The sequence below is a fragment of the Pseudomonas sp. TNT2022 ID1044 genome, from assembly GCF_028656895.1.
Lineage (GTDB): Bacteria > Pseudomonadota > Gammaproteobacteria > Pseudomonadales > Pseudomonadaceae > Aquipseudomonas > Aquipseudomonas reinekei.
Genome location: NZ_JAMDHB010000003.1, coordinates 67,012 through 79,330, shown reverse-complemented (window position 1 = coordinate 79,330; position 12,319 = coordinate 67,012). Strand labels below are relative to the sequence as shown.

12 protein-coding genes are annotated in these 12,319 nt (G+C 58.2%); 8 read left to right on the top strand and 4 right to left on the bottom strand.

All coding sequences use genetic code 11. The features are described from left to right. Positions 1-150: 150 nt before the first annotated feature. Positions 151-369 (top strand): DUF2970 domain-containing protein, encoded by a 219-nt coding sequence (locus M5G20_RS05200; RefSeq protein ID WP_075944752.1) that lies wholly within the window; start codon positions 151-153, stop codon positions 367-369. A 6-nt stretch (positions 370-375) separates the two neighbouring features. Here M5G20_RS05200 and M5G20_RS05195 read toward each other — a convergent pair whose 3' ends face one another. Beyond that, the gene (locus M5G20_RS05195) at positions 376-1,461 is read right to left on the bottom strand and encodes an ABC transporter substrate-binding protein (RefSeq protein WP_273918226.1); all 1,086 of its coding nucleotides are present in this window, start codon (positions 1,459-1,461) and stop codon (positions 376-378) included. A 519-nt stretch (positions 1,462-1,980) separates the two neighbouring features. On the opposite strand from M5G20_RS05195, the gene M5G20_RS05190 reads away from it, so the two are divergent. Together M5G20_RS05190 and M5G20_RS05185 are read left to right on the top strand one after the other, a co-directional pair. After that, positions 1,981-3,639 (top strand): nitrite/sulfite reductase, encoded by a 1,659-nt coding sequence (locus M5G20_RS05190; RefSeq protein WP_273918225.1) that lies wholly within the window; start codon positions 1,981-1,983, stop codon positions 3,637-3,639. Continuing rightward, a complete protein-coding gene (locus M5G20_RS05185; RefSeq protein ID WP_150732768.1) occupies positions 3,623-4,117 on the top strand; it encodes a DUF934 domain-containing protein in 495 nt (164 codons plus the stop codon). Before M5G20_RS05190 ends, M5G20_RS05185 begins: the two co-directional genes overlap by 17 nt. Before the next feature lie 75 nt (positions 4,118-4,192). Here the strand turns inward: M5G20_RS05185 and M5G20_RS05180 are convergent, their stop codons facing one another. From M5G20_RS05180 to sohB, 3 genes are all read right to left on the bottom strand, one after another. Beyond that, a complete protein-coding gene (locus M5G20_RS05180; protein WP_212624721.1) occupies positions 4,193-4,501 on the bottom strand; it encodes a hypothetical protein in 309 nt (102 codons plus the stop codon). 226 nt (positions 4,502-4,727) lie between these two features. Further along, on the bottom strand, positions 4,728-6,020 hold the full coding sequence (gene ltrA, locus M5G20_RS05175; protein ID WP_273918224.1) for a group II intron reverse transcriptase/maturase: 1,293 nt from the start codon (positions 6,018-6,020) through the stop codon (positions 4,728-4,730). 519 nt (positions 6,021-6,539) lie between these two features. Further along, positions 6,540-7,562 carry a protease SohB gene (gene sohB / locus M5G20_RS05170; protein ID WP_273918223.1) on the bottom strand — a complete coding sequence of 341 codons (1,023 nt, stop codon included), beginning with the start codon at positions 7,560-7,562 and terminating at the stop codon, positions 6,540-6,542. Positions 7,563-7,763: 201 nt separating this feature from the next. Between sohB and M5G20_RS05165 the strand changes: the two genes are divergently transcribed. The 5 genes from M5G20_RS05165 (at position 7,764) to M5G20_RS05145 (ending at position 12,205) form a co-directional block, all read left to right on the top strand. Next, positions 7,764-8,474: a histidine phosphatase family protein gene (locus M5G20_RS05165; protein ID WP_273918222.1), complete on the top strand. Its 711-nt coding sequence runs from the start codon at positions 7,764-7,766 to the stop codon at positions 8,472-8,474. Between the two features lie 78 nt (positions 8,475-8,552). Continuing rightward, the gene (locus M5G20_RS05160) at positions 8,553-8,867 is read left to right on the top strand and encodes an SCP2 sterol-binding domain-containing protein (RefSeq protein ID WP_007946492.1); all 315 of its coding nucleotides are present in this window, start codon (positions 8,553-8,555) and stop codon (positions 8,865-8,867) included. A 137-nt stretch (positions 8,868-9,004) separates the two neighbouring features. Further along, positions 9,005-9,868, top strand: a complete 864-nt coding sequence (locus M5G20_RS05155; RefSeq protein ID WP_150732764.1) for a LysR family transcriptional regulator — start codon at positions 9,005-9,007, stop codon at positions 9,866-9,868. A 106-nt stretch (positions 9,869-9,974) separates the two neighbouring features. Then, complete coding sequence (locus M5G20_RS05150; RefSeq protein ID WP_273918221.1) at positions 9,975-11,120, top strand: sterol desaturase/SRPBCC family protein; 1,146 nt, start codon at positions 9,975-9,977, stop codon at positions 11,118-11,120. Then, complete coding sequence (locus tag M5G20_RS05145; protein ID WP_273918220.1) at positions 11,117-12,205, top strand: SMP-30/gluconolactonase/LRE family protein; 1,089 nt, start codon at positions 11,117-11,119, stop codon at positions 12,203-12,205. Before M5G20_RS05150 ends, M5G20_RS05145 begins: the two co-directional genes overlap by 4 nt. The last annotated feature ends 114 nt before the right edge of the window (positions 12,206-12,319 follow it).

The following is a 12,319-nucleotide window of genomic DNA, read 5'->3' as shown; positions in this document are numbered from 1 at the left end:
CCTGAAAAATGGAACGACAGGACATCATTTCGGTGAACCGTATCTACGGTAGATAATTACCGCATCATCCCAGACTGATTGCAAAATGCGTCGATCCGCCGGCCGGCAAATTGTCTATGCTCTGAGGACGTACTGACAGGCGAGGGATTTATGGACGATCCAGTCGACAACAAGCCACCGACCTTCTGGCAGATGCTGCACAGCGTCATGGCGGCAGCGTTTGGCGTGCAGAGTGGCAAGAACCGGGCGCGGGACTTCACCCACGGCAAGCCGAGTCATTTCGTGATCCTGGGGATTCTGTTCACCACGGTGTTTGCCTTGACCCTGTTTGGCATCGTCAAACTGGTGCTGCTGCTGGCAGGCATCTGAAACGGCTCAGCGCATCAGGGTTTGCAGGCTGAACGGGTAGCGGTAGGACATTGGCCGCCCCTTGGCCGATAGTTTGTGGAAGTCCACCCCGAAGTCCTGTGTGTTGCTCAGCGCCAACAGTCGTTTGGCTTGCACTCGGTCAATCCGCTGCAACAGTGGAATCTGTCGGTCCCGGCCGCCGTACCGGTTGATGTCGATGCCCTTTTCATAGTCATGCAACTCAACCATGGCCCAGCCACCCAGGCTGAAATGCCCGCCCAGCAAGACGCTCAGGCGATTGTCGAGTAACGCTCGCAATGCCGCGGGTGAATTGTTGATGGCGCCGAACAACGCACCCTTGCCCGGAACCCCACCCGATTCGACATACGCCTGCATGACGCCAAACGCCATTTCGTCGTTGGCCGCCCATACCAGTGAAGTGTGCGGATAACGCTTGAGTAGCAGTTTGGCCTGCTCGTAGGCGCGCTGACGTGTCCAGCCGCCATACACCAATTGCCTCAAACGTACTTCCGGATGTTCGGCCAGCGCCCGGCGCATGCCTTGCTCGCGCAACTGCGCCGACGGCGTGACTTTCAAACCGGAGAAAGCCAGCAGGTCGATCATCTGGCCCGGGGCCACCGGAGGATGCAAACGAATCAACTCCTTGAGCATCAGGTAGCCACCCTCCTCATCGTTGGGCACCAGACTGCCGATCAAGTCGGGATACCTGTTGGCCTGGGTCCCGAGTAGTTTTGCCTGATCCACAGTCAGACCGTTGTTGACCAGAAACAACTTCACCCCACTGCCTTTTGCCAGGCGCAAGACTTCGGGGGCGACGGATTGCTCGTTGACGAACACCAGGTAGTCGGGACGATGGGGTCCCTGAAGCGCTTCGCGCGCCTGCTTGATGATGTTTTCAGGCACCCGGTCGGCGTACTGGATGCGCAGGTCCATGCCCAGATCCCTGGCGGCGGCCTGCATGAACTGCGAGTAACTGACCCAAAAAGCTTCCCGGGTGGTTCCCGGGTTCAGGAACAGTACCGACGCTGCCTGAGCGCACGGTCCCGCGACCATGCCCAGCGCCAGCAACACACCACTTAGAAACTTCAACATTTTGTCGACCAGGCCCCGGAAATTCGCTGCGCATTATAGCCAGCGAACGTCCGTAAAACGGCGATTATTCCGGTTTTTGTCCGACAAACGTCGGACCCAGGCCCGGTCGGGTCGTTTACTGGTGACTCACCCAAAATACAGCGGTGCCGACGACCAGAATGATCAGGAACAGAATCGCCCAGGCATCGACGGAGCTATCGCTTTTCCTTGCTTTGGTTGGGTTACTCATTGCATCGCCTCTTGTCGGTTTTATCGGTGATTGCATAAGGACTCGACCACAGTTAAGACGATGATTGTCCGCACGACAAATGTGGATTAGCTAATAACAGCTCACGTTAGGCGATTTGGTTCTTTACATATACTCAAACATCACTTTTGCGCATAACTGCAAACTGGTATCTTGCCCCGGCTCCATAAGGAGTGCGCGGCCGTGCGCGCAGAATTGCAGAGGCTCTTGGACTGCGGCAAGCAAAAAACGCAGCTGTATCCGAGCGACCCAAGCCTGAGAACAGGACTTATATGTACGTATACGACGAATACGATCAGCGGATCATCGAGGACCGCGTCAAGCAGTTCCGTGATCAGACCCGACGCTATCTGGCAGGTGAGCTGAGCGAAGAAGAGTTCCGCCCCCTGCGCCTGCAAAATGGCCTCTATATCCAGCGTTTCGCACCGATGTTGCGAGTGGCGGTGCCTTACGGCCAACTGACTTCGCGCCAGATGCGAATGATGGCCAAGATTGCCCGCGACTACGACAAGGGCTACGCCCACATCAGTACCCGGCAGAACGTGCAGTTCAACTGGCCGGCGGTGGAAGACATCCCGGACATCCTCGCTGAACTGGCCACCGTGCAGATGCACGCGATCCAGACCAGCGGCAACTGCCTGCGCAACGTCACCACCGACCAGTTCGCCGGTGTCGCTGCCGACGAACTGATCGACCCGCGCCCATGGTGCGAGATCGTCCGCCAGTGGACTACGTTCCACCCGGAATTCGCCTACCTGCCGCGCAAGTTCAAGATCGCCGTGAATGGTTCGACCTCCGACCGTGCCGCCATCGAAGTCCACGACATCGGCCTTGAGCCGGTGCACAACGCCGCCGGCGAACTGGGCTTCCGTGTACTGGTTGGCGGTGGTCTGGGCCGTACCCCGGTGGTTGGCGCGTTCATCAACGAATTCCTGCCGTGGCAAGACCTGTTGAGCTACCTCGACGCCATCCTGCGTGTTTACAACCGCTATGGCCGTCGTGACAACAAGTACAAGGCGCGGATCAAGATTCTGGTAAAAGCGCTGACGCCTGAAGTATTCGCCCAGAAAGTCGATGCGGAAATGGAACACCTGCGCGGTGGCCAGACCACACTGACCGAAGCCGAAGTGCATCGCGTTGCCAAGCATTTCGTCGACCCGGACTACAAGGCCCTGGCCGACCAAAGCGCTGCACTGGCCGAGCTCGACCAGCAACACCCGGGCTTCGCCCGCTGGCGCGTGCGCAACACCCTGGCCCACAAAAAACCGGGCTATGTTGCCGTGACCCTGTCCCTGAAACCGACCGGCGTTGCACCGGGCGACATCACCGACAAGCAGCTCGACGCTGTCGCCGACCTGGCCGACCGCTACAGCTTCGGTCAACTGCGCACCTCCCACGAGCAGAACATTATCCTGGCCGACGTTGAGCAGGACAAGCTGTTCACCCTGTGGGGCGAGTTGCGCGAGCAAGGTTTCGCCACGCCGAACATCGGCCTGCTGACCGACATCATCTGCTGCCCGGGCGGCGATTTCTGCTCCCTGGCCAACGCCAAGTCGATCCCGATCGCCGAATCGATCCAGCGCCGTTTCGACGACCTGGACTACCTGTTCGACATCGGCGAACTGGACCTGAACATCTCCGGTTGCATGAACGCCTGCGGTCACCACCACGTCGGCCACATCGGTATTCTCGGGGTGGACAAGAAAGGTGAAGAGTTCTACCAGGTTTCCCTCGGCGGCAGCGCCAGCCGTGACGCCAGCCTGGGCAAGATCCTCGGCCCGTCCTTCGCCCAGGAAGCCATGCCGGACGTGATCGAGAAACTGATCGACGTGTACATCGAGCAACGTACCGAAGACGAGCGTTTCATCGACACCTATCAGCGTATTGGCATCGACCTCTTCAAGGAACGCGTCTATGCAGCGAATCATTAAGAACAACGCCGTCGTCGACGAAACCTGGCACCTGCTGCCCAAGGATTTCAACATCGACGAAATCAGCAACTGCGACGACTACATTGTCCCGCTGCAGCTGTGGCGCGAACACAGCCGTATGCTTCTGGCCCGCGATGGCGGCCTGGGCATCTGGCTGGATGCCGATGAAGAAGCCGAAGAAATCGGTGAAGACGTGGCGAATTTCCAGGTCATCGCCTTGAATTTCCCGGCCTTCACCGATGGCCGCAACTACTCCAACGCCCGCCTGCTGCGTGACCGTTACGGTTTCAAAGGCGAACTGCGGGCGATTGGCGATGTGCTGCGCGATCAGCTGTTCTACATGCACCGCTGCGGTTTCGATGCGTTCGCTGTACGCGCCGACAAGGACCCGTATGAAGCGCTGGAAGGTCTCAAGGACTTCTCGGTGACCTATCAGGCCGCCACCGACGAACCGCTGCCGCTGTTCCGTCGTCGTTAATAAAACAAAGCCTTGATGACTTTGGTCATCAAGGCTTTTTTACATCTGCAATACACTTTCGCTTATAAGAACGGATTAAAACTCGACTTGCTGGAGTCCTCTTTTTTGAATGGCATATGCCAGTGCAGCGACATCATCAAACAACGTACCGTTCAAACTTCCCCAGTTTTCGCCTTCGATGAAAACCTTGAACTCCGGCTTCCACGCACTGGGCTGATGGCGCCTGATAAAGGTGATCAATATCTCATCATTCGCGGATCGATGGACAACCTTGTGATCCCTGTCGGGCCGTGAATCGACAAGAAACATGAGCTTTTGCGGTAGTAACTTTACAAAAAGAGCGAAGTCATCCGGATTAACATTGTAGTGAGCGATCATTTCCATTGTGCAACTTCCTTGCTGCTGATTAGGGAAAGCCGATTCTAATCAAAACTTCTGAAAAACAAACACCTTTAATAAGCACAAAATATTTATCAAACTCTGCAGTTGTATTACTTATTTAACCCATTCAACTTTTATTGCATCGGCATAGGGGACGGCCTTCATAGGCCGCTCCCCTGCCACACCACCCGGCATGCGGGTCCGCACCGGGCGGTTCGAGAGATTGAGGTTATGAGAGGCGCGCCAATCCCAGCCTGTCGAACCACGCAATATTCAGCACACGATTCAACTCAAAACGGCTATTACGCCACCAGCGATGAGAGTTACTGGCCACCCTCTGCGCCACCTGCTGGCTCGCCCCCAGTGTCCGCAGCTCTCGATAGATCGTAGGGCCACGCTTCCACTGCCTGAGCTGGATCGCTCTCAGTCGATGTCGTATCCATTCGTCCAGCTTGCGCCAGACTGCCGGTGTTTGCGACAACGTGAAGTAGGCTTTCCAGCCCAAAAGATAAGGCCGGAGATTATCTGCGACCTGTTGCAAGCTACGCCCGCAGGAGCGCCGGGTAAGCCAGCGGATACGCTGCTTGAACTGTTTCTGCGCCTTATAAGAGACCGCGCGCTTGACTTCACTTCGGGCTGACCACAACTCATAGCCCAGAAACTTGCGACCAAACGCGCTCGTCACTGCACTCTTGCTCTCGTTGACGCTCAAGTGCAGCTTTTCGTACAGCCGCCTCAGCAGGGCCATTACCCGCTGCCCCGCCTTCTGACTGCGCACATACACGTTCGCATCGTCGGCATAGCGCACGAAACAATGGCCTCGGCGTTCAAGCTCCCGATCCACTTCGTCCAGCAGCACGTTCGCCAACAACGGCGACAGTGGGCCGCCTTGCGGCGCCCCGCAGCGGCTTTTCTCGACCACGCCATTGATCAGCGCTCCCGCATCCAGATAGGCGCGAATCAGCCGGATAACCGCCTGATCCGTAATCCGTTTGCGCAAACGATCCATCAAGATGTCGTGATCGACCCGGTCGAAGAACTTCTCCAGATCAACATCCACCACCACTTTACGTCCTGAAGAGGCATAGCGCTGAGCCGCTAAAACGGCGTCCTGCGCACAGCGTCCCGGACGGAAGCCGTAGCTGTGTTCACTGAAGGTCGGATCGAGTAATGGCTGCAAGGCTTGCAGCAACGCTTGTTGGATCAAACGGTCGGTGACCGTTGGGATACCCAACTCGCGTTGACCGCCGTCAGGTTTGGGAATGACCACACGCCGTACCGGACTGGGCCGGTAGACTCCTGAAAGAAGCTGTTCACGAATCCCCGCCCATTGGGTCAGCAGGTACTCGGCCGTCTGATCAATATCCAGACCGTCGACTCCCGCTGCACCTTTGTTGGCCTTGACCCGTTTCCACGCCCGTTTCAGGTTTTCTCTCGCAAAGGCCCGTTCCAGCAGCCCTTGTCCTGCGTTATCGGGTTCATTTTGCGGGCGATTGACCTCGTCGCTGACAGGATTTCTCACGGTTTCAACGCTCGTTATCTCCGTCCGCCCCGCGTTTGGCAGGCATCTGACTTCCGGTCTTTCGCATCAACATGGCCTATGACGCTTTCTCTCGTTCGGCCCTTCGTCAAAAAAAAAAAAAAAAAAAAAGACTACTACGGCCTCTGCTGACTTCTCGCTCCGACTCGCGCCGTCGCCCTTTCAGGCACAAGGCGAGATCTCCCCAGGTAAGAACGCAATCCTTCACCGCACAACCGCCGGATTTACGCTGCCTGACCCTTGACCACAAGAGCTTCGCGGTTTTATGCCCGCTCGCCCTGGTCGGCTTCGCCTTGTATCCGGTTCTTGTACATCGGCTCGCGGTTTCGATTCACGCTTCCTCCCCACACTCGGTCGCCCTCATGCAGTTGCGCTTCACTTCGTTCGCTGTGGTCAGCTTACGGCGGGACTTTCACCCACAAGATTGCGCCCATGCTGGGCGCACATAAAAAAACCGCAGCGGCTGCTGCGGTTTCCTTTAGTACTGTTGCGACTCAAGTGTCACCAGAAACGATTTTGTGTCAGGCGCCCCCACCAGTTCATCAGCACCCGATCGACTGAACTGCTGGCTGCGATGCCGATGCGCTCTTGCAGGCTTTTACGCTCAGCGTAGTGCAGGTGATACAACTCGGACTGCTTGGCGCGCTCCGCGAGATATTGGTCGCTGGTCTTGAGCTCGTCCACCAGTTGCTTGTCCAGCGCCGCGACACCCAGCCAGATTTCGCCGGTAGCCACTTCGTCGATGGCCAATTGCGGACGATAGCGGGCCACGAAGTTCTTGAACAATTGATGGGTGATGTCCAGGTCTTCCTGGAACTTCTCCCGGCCCTTCTCGGTGTTTTCGCCAAACACGGTCAGGGTGCGTTTGTACTCACCGGCAGTCAGCACTTCGAAATCGATATCGTGTTTTTTCAGCAGTCGGTTGACGTTGGGCAACTGCGCAACCACGCCGATCGAACCGAGGATCGCGAACGGTGCGCTGATGATCTTCTCGCCGATGCACGCCATCATGTAGCCGCCGCTGGCCGCCACTTTGTCGATGCACACGGTCAACGGCACGCCGGCTTCGCGGATACGTGCCAGTTGCGAGGACGCCAGGCCGTAGCTGTGGACCATGCCGCCGCCGCTTTCCAGGCGCAGCACCACTTCGTCTTTCGGGGTGGCGAGTGTCAGCAGTGCAGTGATTTCGTGACGCAGGCTTTCAGTAGCGGACGCCTTGATGTCACCGTCGAAATCCAGCACGAAAACCCGCGGTTTGGCCTCGGGGTTTTTCTTCTGTTTTTTCTCGGTCTTGACCTGGGATTTGCGCAGGGCCTTGAGCTGATCCTTGTCGAGCAAGGTTTGCTCCAGGCGTTCGCGCAATCCTTTGTAGAAATCATTGAGCTTGCTGACTTGCAACTGGCCGGCCGTTTTACCGCGACCCTTATTGCGCAATGCCGCAAAGCTGGCCAGGACCACCAGAATGGCGATCACCAGGGTCACAGTCTTGGCCAGAAAAACGGCGTACTCGGAAAAAAACTCCACAGGGACTCCTCAAACGATGCGCGACATCTACGCGCGCGGGATGCCTCCAGCATACCCATGCGCCGGCCTTGCGACCAGCCGTGAAACCTCTGGCAACATGCCTGTAACGGGCATTTCAAACAAGCGTATGTTTTTTCATTGACAGCTCACCGCCATCCTCATAACCTCGCCAGACCTTCAACGTACCGGGATGACGCGGACGTGGGCAGTATCTATTTGATTCGACATGGCCAGGCCTCCTTTGGTGCAGACGACTATGACGTCCTCTCGCCGACCGGTATTCGTCAGGCGCAAATCCTCGGTCAGCACCTGGCCGAACTCGGCATCAGCTTCGATCGCTGCCTTGCCGGCGACCTGCGTCGCCAGCAGCACACGGCCAACAGCGCACTGGAACAATTTGCTGCCGTAGGGCTGCCGGTTCCCATCCTCGAGACCGATTCCGCTTTCAATGAATTCGATGCCGATGCGGTGATTCGCGCGTTGCTGCCCGCCATGCTGCCGGACGAACCTGAAGCCCTGAACATCCTGCGCAATGCCGCGCAAAACCGTGGCGAGTTCCAGCGCATCTTCGCGTTGATCATCGAGCGCTGGCTGGCCGGCACCTATGACACGCCAGGCCTGGAAAGCTGGCTGGGCTTTGTCGAACGTGTGCAGGCAGGTCTGCACCGGATCCTCGAACAGGCCGACAATACGCAGAAAATCGCCGTGTTCACTTCCGGCGGCACCATCACTGCCCTGCTCCACCTCATTACGCAAATGCCTGCCAAACAGGCTTTTGAATTGAACTGGCAAATCGTCAACACCTCGCTCAACCAACTGAAGTTTCGCGGTCGCGAGGTGGCTCTGGCTTCCTTCAACAGTCATGCGCACCTGCAACTGCTGAAGGCCCCGGAACTCATCACTTTCCGTTGAGTCCGGACTATTGTGACCCTGGCTGTAATCACCCAGCTCTCATTACCCTGCTTTTAATACCAGAAAAAGGATCGAACCATGACCTCCGTAGCAGATGCAGTACAAGCAATGAAAGCCAAGTTCAACCCAGCCGCTGCCGCCGGTCTGGACCTGGTCTTCGGTTTCCGCATCGACGACACCAAGAACTTCTCGCTGATCGTCAAGGACAGCACCTGCGAGCTGCAGGAAGGCGAGAACCCGGACGCCCAGGTGACCCTGGTGATGGACGGCGAAACCCTGCAAGGCATCGTCGACGGTTCGACTGACGGCATGCAAGCGTTCATGGGCGGCAAACTGCGCGCTGAAGGCGACATGATGCTGGCAATGAAACTGTCCGAGCTGTTCCCAAGCTAAGCACAGTGCTCCCGACTTTCGGGAGTGCGTCTGGCTTGATACGAATCCCGTCCTTGTGGCGGGATTCGTATCAAGCGCCTGTAGCCTGCAAGGGATAGCGCTCTTACAATGCCAGCATTCTCCGCTCTGGCCGCCCCATGGACATCGATCTCGCCCGCACCTTCCTGGAAATCGTTCGACACGGCAGCCTTGCCGCCGCCGCCGAAAAACTCCACGTCACTCAAACTGCAATCACCGCCCGTGTACAGAAACTCGAAAGCCAGTTGGGCAGCACCCTGTTCGTGCGCAACCGTGCCGGAGCGCGCCTGACGCCCAATGGCGAAGCCTTCGTGGTGTACGCCAATCAACTGGTGGAAACCTGGGAAGCCGCGCGCCGGGACTTGCCGTTGCCCGAGGGTTATCACGATGTACTGCACATCGGCGGTGAAGTCAGCCTGTGCAACCCGCTGATGCTCAGTTGGGCCGGCGAGTTGCGCGAGAAAATCTCCAGCCATGCCCTGCGCATGGAGATTCGCGACGGCGAGAACCTGCTGCGCCAACTGGAGTTGGGGGTGCTGGATGCGGCGCTGGTCTATCAACCCGAGTATTGGCCACGTCTGCAAGTCGAGCAGATTCTCGAAGAAAAACTCATCCTCGTCCGCCATCCGACGCGGCCTGATCCTTATGTGTATATCGACTGGGGTCCGGACTTCCGGCGCCAGCACGATGCCGCACTCCCGGAAAAAGCCAAGGCTGCGCTGAGTTTCAATCTGGGCCCGCTGGCCTTGCAGTACATTCTGGAGAACGGCGGCAGTGGCTATTTCCGTACCCGCGTCGTGCACAGTTACCTGGAAAACGGCGTGCTGGAGCAAGTGCCCAAGGCCCCGGAATTCAGCTACCCGACCTACCTGGTTTACTCCCGCGACCGCGACTCGGAAACCCTGCAACAGGCGTTCGATTTACTGCGCGAAGTGATCAAGTCCGATGACGATTGGTCGCAACGCTGGAACCCGCTGACGTAGGTTCGCTTTGCACCGGATCATGGCCGTTGTGTCCTCAACGTTGGGCCGGACAAAACGTCGAAATCGTCTAATCTGCTGGAGATAACAATAACGACAGGTGATTGCAGTGAGGCAGACCACCGAAGCATTCCGCAGCCGATACCGCGCCGACATCCACCCACGCTACAACCCCTGGTTACATGGCATTTTCGTGCTGCTGTTCGGTTTGCTGGCGATCGCCGCGTTCCTGAGCACCGTGCGCGAGGTGCAACCGCTGCAATGGCTGGCGGTGCCGCTGACGCTGCTGTTGTTCAGTTTCGGCGTGTACGTGGTGCATCGGCATCTGGGCCATCACAAAAAAGCCTTCGCACGGATGTTCTATGCCCGCCATGCCGGCGACCATCACAGCTTCTTCGCCCCCGGTTACATGACCTACGACAACGCACGCGACTGGCGGGTGATCCTGTTTCCCGCGTGGCTGATCGTGTTGCACACACTGGTGATCACCCTGCCCCTCTGGTGGCTGCTCACGCAGTTTGACGCCAACATCGCCGGTCTGGTCGGCGGGTGCATGGTCCTTGGCTATCTGACTTATGAAGTGTTCCATGCCTGCGAGCATTTGCCGCCGCACAATCCGCTGACGCGCCTGCCGTGGATTCGTCAGATGCGTCGCCTGCATGAACTGCATCATCGCCGCGAGATGATGCAGGAGCGCAATTTCAACATCGTATTTCCGTTGATGGATTACCTGTTCGGCACCCTCTACTGGGAACCGGAGCAGGCCACCCCGAACCTGACGAGAACGCCCATGACCCGCATGCAGCACCAGATCGAGATCGCCGGCAACCCCATCGACGTGCTCGCCTACGCCAGCAACGTGAGCCGCTGGCCGGAGTGGCATCCATCCTCCCTGAAAATCAACGGACAGAAAGGTGCGTTGCATGCCGGTGCCCGGTTCGAAGAGGACATCCGCGCTGGTGGTCGCGACGGGCACTTGAGTTGGCGAGTCGACGAGTATCTGCCGGGGCGGCGCTGGAGTGCCCGGGCTGAGGGTGATAACGGGCTGTCGCTGGTGGTGACCTACGAATGCGAGGCCGAGGGTGACAGCACCCGGTTTGTCCGCACGCTGGAGTATCAATTCAGTGGCCTGGCGATGCGCATTGCCAATCGCCTGTTGCTCAGGCGGCGGATTGACCGCGAGTCAGCGGCGTCGATGCTGGCATTGCGCGAGATGGCACAAAAATATCTGGCGCAGTCAGGAGTCGGCGCGTGAGCCGATCGATCAGGGTTCACCATTGGGTATTGCTGCTGATCGTGGCCATCGGCGGGCTTCTGCTGCTGACACCGACCAAGGTGCAACCGGTGGCCTGGACGCCAGCGCCGGCGCCGTCCCTCACCGAAGGCCTCTTTGCCGATAACGAGCGGCTCAAAGCCGTGGAGCGCGTGGGGGCTGCGGACATCGACGGGCCGGAAGCGCTGCTGCTGGAGAATGACGCGCTGATCACCGGCCTGCATGACGGTCGCATAATCAGCACCAGCCTTGATGGCAAGGTCACCAAAAAGCTGGCCGATACCGGTGGCCGACCGCTGGGACTGGCCCGTCACCCGAATGGATTGCTGGTCATCGCCGACGCGGTCAAAGGCTTGCTGTCGCTGGATGCGCAGGGCCGTCTGGTGGCAATGACCACGGAGGCCAACGGCGTGCCCTTTGGTTTCACCGATGATGTGGTCATCGACAAAGCCGGGCACTTTGCCTATTTCAGCGATGCTTCCAGCCGTTTCGGCTACGGCATGGATAGCGAGGCCATCATCGAGCACGGTGGCGATGGTCGGTTGCTGCGCTATGACTTCCAGACTGGCAAGACTTCGCTGTTGCTGGACAAACTGGAGTTTGCCAACGGGGTGGCACTCGGGCCGGACGATGCGTTCGTTCTGGTCAATGAAACCGGCGCCTATCGCATCACTCGTTATTGGTTGACCGGGCCGAAAACCGGCACTCACGACGTCTTCATCGATAACTTGCCGGGTTTGCCGGACAACCTTTCGTACAACGGCCGTGACCGTTTCTGGGTGGCCCTGTATGCCCCGCGCAACGCGCTGCTCGATGCCACTGCGCCGCATCCCTTCATTCGGAAGATGATCGCGCGAGCCATGACCGTACTGCCCAAACCGATTGAGAAACGAGGTTTTGCCCTGGGCCTGGATGTGAACGGCAAGGTGATCGCCAATCTGCAGGACGGCAGCGACGGCAACTACTCTCCGATCACGACCGTGCGCGAGTATGGCGAGTGGTTGTATTTCGGTTCGTTGAAGGCGAAACATATGGTGCGATTGCCGCTCAGTTCCGCATTGCAATAAACATCGCAAATCCAATGCAGGCGCGGACAACGCGGACCTGTTGGAGCTCGCTTGCTAGCGAGGGCGGGCTCAACGGTTGCGGCTGGGTGGGCATCGGGTCGAAGCCGCCCTGTT